Origin of the sequence: Commensalibacter papalotli (ex Servin-Garciduenas et al. 2014), from assembly GCF_000527695.1 — a bacterium.
Classification (GTDB): Bacteria; Pseudomonadota; Alphaproteobacteria; order Acetobacterales; family Acetobacteraceae; genus Commensalibacter; species Commensalibacter papalotli.
In genome coordinates, this window is record NZ_ATSX01000002.1 from 113,523 (window position 1) to 128,330 (window position 14,808).

13 protein-coding genes are annotated in these 14,808 nt (G+C 39.7%); 4 read left to right on the plus strand and 9 right to left on the minus strand.

What is annotated here, in order from left to right:
* Window positions 1-59: 59 nt before the first annotated feature.
* The 3 genes from pnp to truB all read right to left on the minus strand — a co-directional run bounded on the left by pnp (window position 60) and on the right by truB (window position 3,688).
* Complete coding sequence (pnp, locus tag COMX_RS07575; RefSeq protein ID WP_034339509.1) at window positions 60-2,228, minus strand: polyribonucleotide nucleotidyltransferase; 2,169 nt, start codon at window positions 2,226-2,228, stop codon at window positions 60-62.
* 246 nt (window positions 2,229-2,474) lie between these two features.
* Window positions 2,475-2,744 carry a 30S ribosomal protein S15 gene (gene rpsO, locus COMX_RS07580; protein WP_034339510.1) on the minus strand — a complete coding sequence of 90 codons (270 nt, stop codon included), beginning with the start codon at window positions 2,742-2,744 and terminating at the stop codon, window positions 2,475-2,477.
* Between the two features lie 23 nt (window positions 2,745-2,767).
* Window positions 2,768-3,688, minus strand: a complete 921-nt coding sequence (gene truB / locus COMX_RS07585) for a tRNA pseudouridine(55) synthase TruB (protein ID WP_034339513.1) — start codon at window positions 3,686-3,688, stop codon at window positions 2,768-2,770.
* 228 nt (window positions 3,689-3,916) lie between these two features.
* Here truB and COMX_RS07590 point away from each other — a divergent pair, with 228 nt between their 5' ends.
* From COMX_RS07590 to COMX_RS07605, 4 genes are read left to right on the plus strand one after another with little or no spacing between them, the layout of a single operon-like run.
* On the plus strand, window positions 3,917-5,068 hold the full coding sequence (locus COMX_RS07590) for an MlaE family ABC transporter permease (protein ID WP_034339515.1): 1,152 nt from the start codon (window positions 3,917-3,919) through the stop codon (window positions 5,066-5,068).
* Window positions 5,069-5,070: 2 nt separating this feature from the next.
* Window positions 5,071-5,847: an ABC transporter ATP-binding protein gene (locus tag COMX_RS07595; protein ID WP_034339517.1), complete on the plus strand. Its 777-nt coding sequence runs from the start codon at window positions 5,071-5,073 to the stop codon at window positions 5,845-5,847.
* Between the two features lie 14 nt (window positions 5,848-5,861).
* Entirely contained in the window at window positions 5,862-6,812 is a 951-nt protein-coding gene (locus tag COMX_RS07600; RefSeq protein ID WP_034339519.1) for an MlaD family protein, read from the plus strand.
* Window positions 6,809-7,405, plus strand: coding sequence for a PqiC family protein (locus COMX_RS07605; RefSeq protein WP_051462016.1), 597 nt, complete (start codon window positions 6,809-6,811; stop codon window positions 7,403-7,405). Before COMX_RS07600 ends, COMX_RS07605 begins: the two co-directional genes overlap by 4 nt.
* A 4-nt stretch (window positions 7,406-7,409) precedes the next feature.
* Here COMX_RS07605 and rbfA read toward each other — a convergent pair whose 3' ends face one another.
* The 6 genes from rbfA to COMX_RS07635 all read right to left on the minus strand — a co-directional run bounded on the left by rbfA (window position 7,410) and on the right by COMX_RS07635 (window position 14,791).
* The gene (rbfA, locus tag COMX_RS07610) at window positions 7,410-7,829 is read right to left on the minus strand and encodes a 30S ribosome-binding factor RbfA (protein ID WP_034339522.1); all 420 of its coding nucleotides are present in this window, start codon (window positions 7,827-7,829) and stop codon (window positions 7,410-7,412) included.
* Complete coding sequence (gene infB, locus COMX_RS07615) at window positions 7,829-10,696, minus strand: translation initiation factor IF-2 (RefSeq protein WP_034339525.1); 2,868 nt, start codon at window positions 10,694-10,696, stop codon at window positions 7,829-7,831. The genes rbfA and infB overlap by 1 nt, the downstream gene beginning before the upstream one ends.
* A gap of 52 nt (window positions 10,697-10,748) precedes the next feature.
* Complete coding sequence (locus COMX_RS07620) at window positions 10,749-11,327, minus strand: RNA-binding protein (RefSeq protein WP_034339528.1); 579 nt, start codon at window positions 11,325-11,327, stop codon at window positions 10,749-10,751.
* Between the two features lie 73 nt (window positions 11,328-11,400).
* Complete coding sequence (gene nusA / locus COMX_RS07625; RefSeq protein WP_034339532.1) at window positions 11,401-12,933, minus strand: transcription termination factor NusA; 1,533 nt, start codon at window positions 12,931-12,933, stop codon at window positions 11,401-11,403.
* A 9-nt stretch (window positions 12,934-12,942) separates the two neighbouring features.
* Complete coding sequence (rimP, locus tag COMX_RS07630) at window positions 12,943-13,548, minus strand: ribosome maturation factor RimP (RefSeq protein ID WP_034339534.1); 606 nt, start codon at window positions 13,546-13,548, stop codon at window positions 12,943-12,945.
* A 142-nt stretch (window positions 13,549-13,690) separates the two neighbouring features.
* Entirely contained in the window at window positions 13,691-14,791 is a 1,101-nt protein-coding gene (locus tag COMX_RS07635) for a glycerol dehydrogenase (protein ID WP_034339537.1), read from the minus strand.
* Window positions 14,792-14,808: the final 17 nt, after the last annotated feature.

Genomic DNA, 14,808 nt, shown 5'->3' on the forward strand with positions numbered 1-14,808 from the left:
ATTTTTTTCTAGTGGAAAAAAGAAAAACTTTCATTCCTTTTCCCACCAGTTTTTTAATTTTATGACCTTCTTTGAGGACGATCTGTTCTGTTACGGCTTGGTGATGGCGCGCGTGGAGGGAGGCTTTCGCTGATATCAGCTCCAGTTTCTTGATCAACTTCTCGCATAGAAAGTTTAATCTTACCACGATCATCAAAACCAACCACTTTAACTTTAACAATATCGTCAACTTTAACAATATCGCTGGTACGGGCAACACGACCTTCTGCAAGCTCAGAAATATGAACCAACCCGTCACGTGCACCCATAAAGTTTACAAAAGCACCAAAATCAGCAACTTTTACAACTTTACCAGAGTAAACACGACCGACTTCTGGCTCAACAACAATCGCTTCGATACGTTCTCTTGCTCTTGCTTCTTGATCACTTGAAGTAACCGCAATTTTTATCGTACCATCATCTTCAATATCGATCTTACAACCCGCATATTCAACAATCTCACGAATAGTTTTTCCGCCAGCGCCAATCAGATCTCTGATTTTTTCTTTTGGAATATTCATAATAATAACATGAGGTGCATTTTCAGAAATTTCAGCACGGCTTTCCGTTAATGCTTTAGCCATTTCACTAAGAATATGCATACGACCGTCTTTGGCCTGTGCCAATGCTTGTTTCATAATATCAGGCGTAATAGACGTAATTTTAATATCCATCTGTAACGCGGTGATACCCTGGTCTGTTCCTGCAACTTTAAAATCCATATCCCCAAGATGATCTTCATCCCCAAGAATATCGGTTAAGACTGCAACGCCTTTATCTTCTTTGATCAGCCCCATTGCAATCCCTGCAACTGGACGAGCCATAGGAACCCCAGCATCCATCAAGGATAAGGATGTACCACAAACGGTTGCCATAGAAGATGAGCCATTACTTTCGGTAATTTCTGAAACAACACGCATTGTATATGGGAATTGCTCTTTATTAGGGAGTAAAGGGCGAATTGCACGCCAAGCAAGCTTGCCATGGCCAATTTCACGGCGACCAGGCGCACCCATACGGCCACATTCACCAACAGAGTATGGAGGGAAATTATAGTGCAACATAAAGTTAGAACGATGTTCACCCTCTAATGCATCAACAATTTGCTCATCTTGAGCAGTACCCAATGTTGTGACCACCAATGCTTGCGTTTCACCACGAGTAAATAGTGCAGAACCATGTGTTCTTGGTAAAATACCAACTTCACCAATAATAGGGCGAACCGTTGTTAAATCACGGCCATCAATACGAATACCTGTTTTTAACACTGATGTACGAACGATATCTGCTTCAAGATTATCAATCACAGAAACAGCTTTTTCTGCATCCAACTCTTCTTCGGTGATCTTCTCAATAATTTTAGCACGAGCTTCACCAAGGGCAGCATATCGTTTTTGTTTTTCTTTTTCTTTATAAGCATCTGCTAAAATCTTACGACCGACTTTATCAACACGTGTTTTTAATTTTTTCTCTTCAGCAGTAGGTTCAATTAAATCCCAAGGTTGACGCGCTGCATGTTCAGCCAATGCAATAATCGCGTCAATCACAGCTTGTCCTGCTTGGTGACCGAAATTAACCGCACCCAACATCACTTCTTCACTTAATTCTTTAGCTTCTGATTCAACCATCAAAACGCCTTCAGTTGTACCAGCAACCACCAAATCGAGTTCACTATCTTCAACTTCGGATAACGTTGGGTTTAAAATGTACTCGCCATTTTTATAACCAACGCGACAACCTGCAATTGGACCCAAGAAAGGAATACCTGATAAAGTCAATGCAGCAGAACAACCAATCAAAGCAACAATCGCTGGATCATTTTCAAGGTCATGACTTAATACGGTTGCAATAACTTGCACTTCATTCTTGAAATTTTCAGGAAATAATGGACGAATAGGACGGTCAATTAAACGAGAGTTTAACGTTTCTGCCTCAGAAGCACGTCCTTCGCGTTTGAAGAACCCACCTGGAATTTTACCAACAGCAAATGCTTTTTCTTGATAGTGCACTGTTAATGGAAAAAAATCCTGACCTGGTTTAGCTTTTTTATCCCCAACAGCTGTACATAAAACAACCGTTCCACCATAAGTCACAACAACAGCACCATCAGCCTGACGAGCAATTTTTCCTGTTTCCAGGATAAGAGGGCGACCGCCCCATTCAATTTCTTTACGATAATATTTAAACATTAATTATGTCCTATTTTAAGATAAATTATAGGAAAAATTTAAATCACTCTTACACCTTAGGCTGCAAATGACAGCGTCTCGGACGGCATGGAACTTTATTTTGCATTTATTAATTAATCGCACCATGTGGCCTGAAACGCTGTAAACGGGATCTAAATATTTCTCTTTAACCTTTATCTATCCTCTTTGTATAATTTCAAAATAGGAGCTGACTTAATTATATATCAAGCCAGCCCCTAATAATAACTAACGGCGTAAACCTAGACGTTTGATTAAGTTTTCATAACGACCTTGGTCTTTATTACGCAAATAGCTTAATAAACGGCGACGTTGTCCAACCAATTTTAACAAACCACGACGTGAATGAAAGTCTTTTGCATGTTCTTTCATATGTTCGGTTAAGTTAACAATTCTCTCAGTTAATAAAGCCACTTGAACTTCTGGAGAACCTGTATCATTCTCTTTGGTTTGGTATTCTTTCATTAACTCTGTACGACGTACTGCTGTAATCGACATCGTGATATCCTTTTTTCTAAAAATTAAAATATACGAATTGGACGTAGACATTCATTATCTAAACGGCATAATCCAACAAAACGCTTCCCATCCACAGCACGAACAATTCCATCAGGAATATTCGTAAATTGTGAAACGCGATCCTCGATTTGACCCCGTTCTAGAACACGGCCAAAACCAAGCTCTGTGGCTTCATCTGACGTTAGGGCTAGAGCCGGGATGTCGTCCAGCGCAGTCTCAACAGGCAGAATCAAATCCAAAGAAGCTTCTCCTTTGTTGTCGTTTCCGACAATTTTGTCCAGTAAAAATGCATCTGCTACATCAAAAGGACCAACTTTTAGACGGCGCAACTCGGATATATATCCAACAGATCGACATGCAACCGCTAAATCTCTGGCTAAAGAGCGCATATAGACGCCTTTTCCAGAAATAACTTCAAATTTAGCACGATCTTTGTCCAAACGCTTGATTAAACGAAAAGAATCAATACGCGCTGGACGTTTCTTAAGCTCTGGAATTTCCCCTTGTCGGGCAAGATCATAAGAACGTTTCCCTTCTACTTTTATCGCAGAAAAGATAGGAGGCACTTGTAAAATTTCACCTTGAAACAACTCAAGGGCTTTATTGATTTCTTCATCACTAGGTCTGATATCAGAACGTGCAAGCACTTCACCCTCGGCATCATCCGTTGTCCGTGATTCCCCAAAGGTCAGTGTAAAATGATATTTTTTTTCTTTGTCTAAAATATAAGGGATAGTTTTAGTCGCTTTTCCAAAAGCAATCGGTAATAGCCCTGTTGCCAAAGGGTCAAGAGTACCACTATGTCCAACTTTACGTGCATCAAAAGCATATTTTACTTTATTTACAATAAAAGCTGATGTTTTCTCTAGTGGCTTATCAATTAACAACCAACCATCAACAGTTTGTCCACGCCTATTACGCATGAATACGATATCTCTCCTAATATCCTGACTCAATAATCAAGAACATCTTAATCTTTTGTATTCATTACCACGGTAAGCGATGAAAATAAAATGATATATTCTATACAAAGCAAGAATTTTATAATATGGTAACGGGAAATCAGAAAAAGCAATACCAAATGATTGTGTTTATTCTAATAATAAACATATTTATTACAATGGGATTATATATATCAGTAAGGTTTTCACTTGACGATTAATAATAAATCAAGTTCGCCATCTCAACCACCTCAATGGACGTTAAAGTTCGAAAATAATAAACCAATACTTGTTATAAGTGGGGATTGGCTGGCAAAAAACAATAACATACCACAATTACCAGATGATATTTTCAAGAACTGTTCTGTAAATGTATCTGTTCAAATGAATACAGATCAACTGGGATCATGGGACAGCGGTTTAGTAGTTTTTTTGTGGGATGTAAAAAATCTTGCAACCCTCAAAGAAATTTCTATTGATAAAGACAGTTTACCCGTTGCCGCACAGCAATTGGTTGGTCTTCTTAATGACAGAAAGCCAGAACCAACATCACCTCCAAAATCTAGATTCCGTCCTATATACGATCTAGGGGAATGGACTATTAACTCTTTAAATAGTCTAGGCATGACGTTTCAACTTTTTATTTTTGCTTTAAAAGGCGTTTTTAAATTCTTTATGGGGCGTTCTTATATGCGCCTCAATGATTTACTCAGAGATATTAAAGCTGCTGGGCCTTCTGCTTTAATCATTATCAGTGTAGTTAATTTCTTGATGGGTTCTATTCTAGCCTTTGTTGGTGCAGTGCAATTACGCAAATTCTCGGCTGATGCTTATGTTGCAAACCTTGTCGGGATTGCAACGGTCAGAGAACTGGCTGCTGTGATGACGGCTATCGTCATTTCTGGTCGAACAGGTGGCGCTTATGCTGCTCGTATTGCAACTATGCAAGGGAATGAAGAGATTGATGCATTGAAAGTATTTGGTATTCCAGTAACTGAATATTTAATTTTACCTTCTATGTTATCATTAGTCATCACAATGCCAATCATGTATTTATATGCATGTTTGATGAGCATTTTCGGTGGATTAATAGTCTCTATTTTAATGTTAAAAGTCTCAGTTATTGGCTTTTTATACCAAACATTTGGCGCCGTTCCATTTAACCAATTTATCTTTGGTGGAACTAAAACTATTGCTTTTGCAATGTTCATTGGGGTTAGTAGCTGTTACATAGGAATGAAATCTGGACGCAGTGCCGCTGATGTGGGTGTTGCTGCAACAAAAGCCGTTGTGGCGGGTATTGTTGGGGTGATTGCTTTGGATGCTGTTTTTGCAGTTCTAGCCGACATTATTGGTATATAATTATGAACGCAACATCTCCTCAAAATATCTTATTATCGGTTGAAAATCTAACTGTTGGTTATGGCGAACGTATTATTCAACAAGATCTTACTTTCACTGTAAAAAAAGGCAGCATATTTGCTTTAATGGGCGGCAGCGGGTGTGGTAAAAGCACATTATTAAAATCCATGATTGGTCTGCTACCACCCAAAAACGGTGATTTTTTAGTTAAAGGTGAAAATTACTGGCGAGCAAACAAAAATCATCGTGTTGAAATCGGGCGCAAATTTGGGGTTTTATTTCAAAGTGCTGCCTTATGGAGCTCCATGACCGTCGGTGAAAATATTGCTTTACCACTACAACTATTCACAAAACTTTCTTCGACTATGATACAACGCTTGGTTGAAATGAAATTGGGTCTTGTTGGAATGAGCCATGCAGTTAATTTATATCCCTCCGAACTGAGTGGCGGAATGAAAAAACGATGTGGCTTGGCTCGAGCACTAGCATTAGACCCAGAAATATTATTTTTTGACGAACCTTCTGCGGGATTAGACCCTATTACCTCAAAACGGCTGGATGATCTAATTTTAAATCTGCGCGATGGGTTGGGAACAACAATTATTATTGTCAGTCACGAATTACCCAGTCTTTTCACCATTGCTGATGATGGGATATTCCTTGATGCAGAAACGAAAAGACCTATTGCTCATGGTTCCCCCAGAGCATTACGAGATAATCCACCCTGTGAATTGGTCAATGATTTCATGCATCGCCAAACCGTTCAAAATCCGAAATAGAAAGACTATCCATTATGGCAATCACTAAACAAACATCTATTGGAGCATTTGTTCTAGGAGGGATTATTCTTGCTTTGGCGGCGATTATCCTTTTTGGAAATTTCAACTTATTTTCTTCTAAAAAACAAGCAATTGTTGTATTTCCTGGGTCTGTGACAGGGCTATCTATCGGTGCTCCAGTTAATTTTAGAGGGGTGCAAGTCGGAACAGTCAATTCTATTACGTTGCAATTTGATCCCAAAGATCACCAAGCCTATATCCCTGTTGTCGTCAGTATTGATCCAAAAAAAATACGTCTTGATACACACTATAAAAATTATAAAGACTTTATGGATACGATGATAGCAAACGGCTTGCGTGCTGAAATTAGCACTGAAAGTTTTGTAACTGGATCATCTAATATATTTTTAGATTTTTATCCAAATGATAAACCTATTTTTCATCCGCAATTAATCAATGGATTAATTGAGATTCCATCTCATCCATCGACGATTCAACAAATCAAATCTGAATTGATGAATCTTCAATTAGAAAAATTATCTAACGATTTAAATGAAACAATTCTAAAAGTTGGAAAACTTGCAGACACATTAAATGAACAAATCCCACCTTTGTTAAATAATGTTACCAAAACATCAGAAAGTAGTAATAAATTAATTGCAAATGTAGATCATAAACTTGATAAATTATTTGTTAATTTAAATACATTACTTATTGATGGAGACCAACAAATCAAGAGTAAAGGTGCTGAAATCCACAAGGTATTAATAAATACCAATAAAACTTTATCCAATGCTTCTGATGTTTTACAAAATTTAAAATCTATGACATCTGTTCGTTCTACAGCTCGTAATAATTTAGAAATTATTTTGCAAAATCTAGCAGATGCCGCTACCTCATTACGTGGATTTTCTACTCAAATTGAACGCAATCCTAAAATCTTACTGACAGGTCGTCGCCAATGAATAAATTAATACCTTGCTGTGCTATCGCCACCTTTTCTTTATTGATTGGGTGCGCGGCTCCTGCGTTACAATATTATACATTAACAGAAGGTGTCACAGCACCAAAACCTGCTCAGGTATATAATACAAACAATACATCTGTGATTTATATCTCACGTGTAACGGTACCTGACTATCTCAATACAGCTGATATTACGACACGTAATGGAACGGCATTAAACCATAGTGTAAATGGAAGAATGAGCAGCATTTTATCCATTGGTGCTACAGGATTAATTACAAACCTTCTAACCGATAAAAATCCTAATTTGTGGATTACAGATCAAGCTCCGGTCAGCCCACCTACTTATCAAATCAGAATCAACATCAGACGTTTTGATTTACAAGCCCAAGCAAATCAAACGGGAATTTTAACCGTAGAAGCATCGTGGTCTATTATTCCACAAGACGCACAAGCCCCTGTACAAAAACAAAGGATAAGCTTTGTTAATCAAGGAACAATACAAACTGATAATGATATTGTGAAATTAGAACAAAATGCGCTAACGCAGTTAGCAGGTAATATTAATAATACTATCCAGCAACTACGTTAGAACTTTATTCTTTATCTAAGTCTCTTAAAACTTCAGGGCTATGTAACAAAACATCGATTTTTGCAGCATAGTCCAATCCTGTATCCGCTTGAAAACGAAGCTCAGGGGAAAATTTCATTCGTAATTTTTGACTTAATTGTGTACGAAGAAAAGGTGCTACTCTTTTCAAAGCAGGTAGTAATTCTTCTACATTACTTTGCCCCAAACGAACCACATAAATAATTGCATTACGTAGATCAGGAGTCATTCTTACTTCGGTTACCGTTAGACGCTTATCGCGCAACTCAGGATCTCGGAACTCCGTACGTGCAAAGAGATCAGAAAGCACATGCCTCACTTCTTCTGCAACACGTAATTGTCTTTGGGATGGCCCCTTAGGCATATTGCCTAAGGAACCTTTTCCTGTAAATAAAGGCTTACTCATTACGCTTCAATAGTTTCCATTTCGTAACACTCAACAACATCGCCTTCGCGTAAATCATTAAATCCTGCGAAAGAAAGACCGCATTCATATTCATGCGTTACTTCTTTAACGTCATCTTTAAAGCGTTTCAATTGACTTAAGTTACCTGCATGGATAACCACATTATCACGTAACAAACGTACACCACATCCACGACGGACGACGCCTTGTGTTACATAACAACCTGCAACCTTAACAGTCTTGCCAATAGAGAATACTTTGCGGATTTCAGCATAACCCAAGAATTTTTCACGCTGTTTAGGCGCAATACGTCCTTTAATTATTTTTTCGATATCATCAATAACTTGATAAATAATAGAATAATAATGAATACCAACATTTTCTTGTTGGGCAAGCTCTCTTGCTTGAACAGTCGCACGAACGTTAAAGGCAACAATAATTGCATTAGAAGCCTTTGCCAATTGAACATCACTTTCTGTGATTTGCCCAACTGTTGCAGAAATTACATTTACCTTAATTTCTTCATGCTCTAATTTAATTACAGTTGTTTGAATAGCTTCAGCAGAACCTTGAACGTCAGCTTTAATCAAGACAGCAACTTCTTTTTGTTCACCAGCTTGAATACGCTCTAACATTTGATCCAAAGTTCCACGCGCAGCTAGACGAACAGCAGCTTGCTTTTCACGAACTTTACGTTGCCTAAACTCAGAAATCTCTCTGGCTTTACTTTCACTATCAACGACAACAAAAGGCTCACCTGCACGAGGCACCCCGGTCAACCCAAGTAACTCAACAGGAGCAGATGGACCCGCGTGCTTCATATTAACGTTTTTATCGTCAAGCATCGCACGAACACGACCCCATTCAGCACCAGCAACAACCACATCCCCTTTATTCAAGGTTCCTTTTTGTACTAATAATGTTGCAACAGGTCCACGTCCTTTGTCCAAACGACTTTCAATAACAGCACCTTCGGCGATACGATTTGGATTGGCCTTCAACTCTTGCAATTCTGCTAATAAAATAATAGCTTCCTCAAGTTTATCTAAACCAATACGTTTTTTAGCTGAAACTTCAACATCCTGAGTATCACCACCCATTTGCTCGACAACAATTTCATGTTGCAATAATTCTTGTCGAACACGATCAGGATTAGCACCAGGAAGATCACATTTGTTGATTGCAACAATAATTGGAACCCCAGCAGCTTTAGCATGTTTAATTGCTTCAATTGTTTGGGGCATTACACCATCATCCGCAGCAACAACCAACACAACAATATCCGTCACAGATGCACCACGAGAACGCATTGCCGTAAAGGCTTCGTGACCTGGTGTATCAAGGAATGTAATTCTTGCACCAGAAGGTAATTTTATTTGGTATGCACCAATATGCTGGGTAATTCCCCCTGCTTCGCCTCTGGCTGTATCGGTTGTACGTAATGCATCTAATAGCGACGTTTTACCATGATCAACATGCCCCATGACCGTAACTACAGGTGGTCGTGAAACTTGATTTTCATCAGTATCTGCAAATTTTTCAATACCGAGTTCAACATCACTATCTGCAACCCTATGAACACGATGACCAAATTCTTCAATCACTAATTCAGCGGTATCGGCATCCAAAGACTGGTTAACTGTAGCCATCACGCCCATTTTCATCAAGGCTTTGATAACATCCCCCTGACGAGCAGCCATACGATTAGCAAGTTCTTGCACAGTAATTGTTTCAGGCAATGTTACATCTCGAACCACTTTAACTTGGTCTGCACGCAACTTTTCAAGCTCAGCTTGACGACGTTCACGTTCTCTTTGACGACGAACAGATGCTAAAGAACGAACTTTATCATCTTCGCCCTCTATTGCAGCTTGAATATCAATTTTTCCTGAACGGCGGTTATCACCGCTTTTTCCACGTCCACTACCTGCTTTACGTCCAGCACCAACACCAGCACCTGGACCAGCCCCGGCGCCAGCGCCACGGCGAGCTCCACGACGACCATCACTATCTTCACCTTCTGCATCACCACGCAATTCAGGACGGGCACGCACAAAGTCGTTAGATTTTTTTACAACTTTATCATCTTTATCCGCCTTATTGCGTCCGCCATATCCTGCGTTTTTCTCGTTTTCCATACCAGGAATAACAGGGGTTGTTTTCGCAACAGGCCTACTTGACATAACAGCACGTTTTGCAAGCGGCTCAACTCTTCTTGGAGTCGGAGCAAGCGTTACCTCACCAGGAATCGGTGTATGTGAAACTTTTGTTCTGCGAGCTGTCAAAGATTGACCTTGAGGTTTTCTTGCCTCAGGTGCTGTTTGTTGCTTTGTAGCTGCTTCTTTAGCTATACTTCTTTTTTCAACTTCGGCTTTCACCGCTACGGCTGCAGCTTCCAGACGGGCTTTTTCGGCTTCTTTTGCAGCTAAAGCAGCTTCTGTTTCTTGCTGTAACTTCTCTTCTTCACGACGCTTTGCTTCTTCAGCAGCAGATAGAATCGCAATTTTTTCTTGCTCTCTGCGCTCTACTTCTTTGCGTTGTATATCAATGCGTTGTTCATCTAATACGCGTTGACGTGTTGCTAATTCAGACGCTGTTAATGCGCGTTTACCAGAAACACTACCTGCCGTTTTCTTTGCTGCGGGTTTACGTGCAACCCCAGTTGTGCTTCCTGGAGCTTTTTCATTACCACCAGACGCACCACGTTTTTTTCGCACTTCAACTTGTACAACTTTAGTCCGCCCGTGACTAAAACTTTGTCTAATTGACCCGGCATCGACAGTATGTCCTGAATCTTGCCTTACTGACGAACGTAAAGATAGACGTTTTTTACCTTGTCCTTGTTCTTGATCGTTGCCTTCGCTCATATACCTGCCTGTTCTTTATCCCATTAACGAGTAATCTCGTTAAATCCAACCCTTAATTAATAAACCCTGCCAAACGTTTACTGTCATTTAAAAGACGATCAGTAAACGGGCCTGCGTGAATTGCCGCATGAACTATATGATCACGACCAAAGAACTTGCCTAATTCTTCACTCGTAAAAATTGTTACTACTGGCAAATATTTAGCCCCAGAGAGTAAACGTTTTTTTTCGTCTTCACTACCATCTGTGGCTTGTATGATTAACCCAACATTATTTTGAGAAATCTTTTCCCTTACTTTTACAAAACCATATGTAATCTGTCCAGCACGTCTTGCAAGACCTAAGCCATCTTTTATCCTGAACTTTAACCCGTCAACGATCATCGATAACAAATTATCAGGAATTTTTACTTGGCACTGTGCTGCTCTAGAAAACACGCGACGCTGTATAGCCGTATGTAGCACATTTTGACTTGCTTGCAACCACATTCCACGCCCAGGAAGACGTTCTGTCAAATCAGGAACCACCATTTCATCGGGTGAGACAACAAAACGAATCAATTCTTCTGGACGACCTTTCTCTCTTGTGACCAAACAACATCGTTGCTCTTTTGGTGCTTCAGATTTCTTCATCAATACCGCAGTTCATCAAGAATTAAAAGAGGTTTAATCAAAACAGCACTAAATATTACGACAATATACTTAATTACTTTTCTTCTTCCTGTGTTTTATCGACTTCTTCATCTTCAAACCAATGCTCTCTGGCACTCATAATAATCGCATTTGCAGTTTCTTCATCCAAAGAATCTGCACCCAAGATCTCAATCAGCTCATCACTAGCAAGGTCAGCAAGGTCATCAAGTGTTTTCACACCCTTTTCACCCAATAATATTAACATTTGTGGAGTAAAACAATCAAGCTCAACAATATCATCTGTTACACCAAGCTCTTGACGTTGTTGATCCAAAGAATCTTGCTGTTTAACCAAGAACTCTTCTGCACGTTGCACTAACTCTTGAGCAATATTTTCATCAAACCCATCAATCTCAGCAATTTCTTCTGGTGCTGCAAAAGCGAGCTCGTCAATATTTTGGAAACCTTCTGTAACTAATAGACCCGCAATAACATCATCAACATCTAAATCATTAACAAGTGCTGACGTTCTTGTTTTGAACTCTTCTTGTCTGCGTTCTGATTCTTCGGTTTCCGTTAGAATATCAATATCCCAACGGGTTAATTGACTTGCTAAGCGGACATTTTGACCACGGCGACCAATCGCTAGACTAAGTTGATCATCTGGAACAACCACTTCAACTCTACCAGCCTCCTCATCCATAACCACTTTAGTTACTTCAGCTGGAGCAAGTGCGTTCACAACAAAGGTTGCTGCCTGACCACTCCAAGGAACGATATCAATTTTTTCACCTTGCAACTCTTGCACAACAGCTTGAACGCGAGAACCTCTGACACCTACGCATGCACCCACTGGATCAATAGTAGCATCTTTAGAAGTCACAGCCATTTTAGCGCGAGAGCCTGGATCTCTAGCAACTGCTTTAATCTCTATAATACCATCATAAATTTCAGGTACTTCTTGAGCAAATAGTTTTGCCAAAAATGCTGGATGAGAGCGAGATAAGAAAATTTGTGGACCACGAGGCTCTTTACGCACATCATAAATATAAGCACGTACCCGTTCAGAGTTGCGGAAATTTTCACGAGGAATCAGCTCATCACGACGTAACAATGCCTCTGAACTGCCAATTTCAACCAATAGATTACCATACTCAGTACGCTTAATGGTACCATTAACAATTTCACCTACACGATCTTTGAAATCTTCATATTGGCGATTACGCTCAAATTCTCGAACACGTTGCACAATAACTTGCTTAGCTGTTTGCGCAGCAATTCGTCCAAAATCAATAGGCGGTAATGGATCAATAATAAATTCACCAATTTGGATATTAGGTTGAATTTTAATCGCAATATAATGAGGAATTTGAGAATCTTCGTGCTCAACTTCTTCGACAACTTCGGTCCAACGAGAAAGGCGCACCTCACCTGTTTTACGATCAATAACTGCACGAATATCTTTTTCATGACCATATTTCGCACGACCAGCCTTTTGAATGGCCTGTTCCATGGCCTCAAGCACTTCATCTCGACTGATTGCTTTTTCACGAGCAACCGCATCCGCAACCAATAATAACTCAGGACGAGAAACAGACGTATCCATTGAAACCTCTCAATGCGTTTTAAAACGATTATTTTCACCAAATCCACTAGACTGGTGCTGTGTATCTTCTTCGACAGATTCTTCAGCTTCGCTTTTACTAGGAGTAATCATATGCTGGCATGCATCGATTAATGCATCTGTCAAAACTAATTTTGCTTTGCGAATTTCAGAAAACGGCAGTGCAACCTCGCCCCCATCATCCAGACGCATACGTGCAAACGCATCATCTGCCCCTAAAACAACACCAGAAAAGCGTCTTCTACTCTCAACGGGGATCATTGTTTCAGCTTTCGCTAAATGCCCAGAAAATCGATTCCAATCTTTGGGACGAACCAAAGGGCGATCAATCCCAGCAGAAGATACCTCAAGGGTCCAAGCTGCTTCAATTGGATCTTCGACATCCATAATTGCACTGACTGCGTGACTAATCTGTTCGCAATCCTCGACATTGATCAAAGAGCCATCAGCACGATCGACCATAATTTGCAAGGTCAACGATACTTTACCCAAGATCATGATTCTGACAACTTCGTACCCCATATCAACCAAAGTTGGTTCGATTAATGCAGCAATACGATGTTCAAGGCGACTATCTGAAATTTCTAATGAATCCAAAACAAAAAAGGCGGCCGACTAAGGCCACCCCCCACAATAAGGAAGATAAATTTTGTCCAACATACCAAAAATAATTATACTATACAAGCACTAACTTACTTTTAAAAAAGCTTTGCCTGTTTTTTTATTCTTTATAAAACAATTATTTATAACGTTCTGCCAAACTATTTGCGGCAATAATAGCTTGATAAACAGCCTCTGGAGTCACTTTCTTAGGCATATTTTGCATCGTATCATGCTTATCACAAGCAATCTCTGCAGCCTTGCGCCATTCTGCCTCAACGAAATTAACTAGCCCCATATCCTGTAGGGTTAATGGAAGACCAACTATTTTCATAATGCGAATAACTTCATCAAACTCATGTTTAGGAGCATTTTCCAACACTAATTGCGTAAGTAATCCAAAAGCTACTTTTTCACCATGTTGTGCTTTGTGTAAATCAGGGACGACTGACATCCCATTATTAATTGCATGTGCCGCAGCTAATCCACCAGACTCGGCACCTACACCACTCAGGTAAATTGTAGCCTCAATGACCTGCTCTAGCGCTGGAGTAGTAATTTTATTACGCACCGCATCCATAGCACATTCAACATTTTCTTGTAAAACTTGATAGCACAATTGTGCAAGCCCCATCCCTGTTCTTGAAGGTCTTTTTAATACCAAATTAACCCCATCAACAGCATAACAGGCTCTGGCTTCAAAATAAGTCGCCAACGCATCTCCAACCCCTGCTGCAAAGAAACGTACTGGCGCTTGCGCGATAATGGATGTGTCCGCGATCACAACATCAGGATTTTGCGGAAGATATAAATAACGATCAAATGCACCCCCTTCTTTATAAATCACAGTCAACGCTGTGCATGGTGCATCAGTAGAAGCAATCGTTGGAAAAATAATGACAGGGATCTTTTTATAAAATGCAACTGCTTTGGCGGTATCAAGCGTTTTCCCTCCACCAATTCCCACAATCACATTGGCAGATACTTCATCCATTATACCCATAACCCGTTTGATCTCGGCATCAGTACATTCACAATTAAATTTTTCAGCTTTACCTTTTAATCCAGCCATATGCAAATATGGTAATGTATTTTGAGTAACACGCTCAAGAATAAACTCATCGCAAAGCAACAACGCATTATCACCAAAATCTTTGATATATTCATGCAGCTCTTTTAAAATTCCACTCCCAATAATAAATTTCTTAGGAGACGTAACCGTACGAGGAAGATGTGGCATGATTATTTCCTTATCTT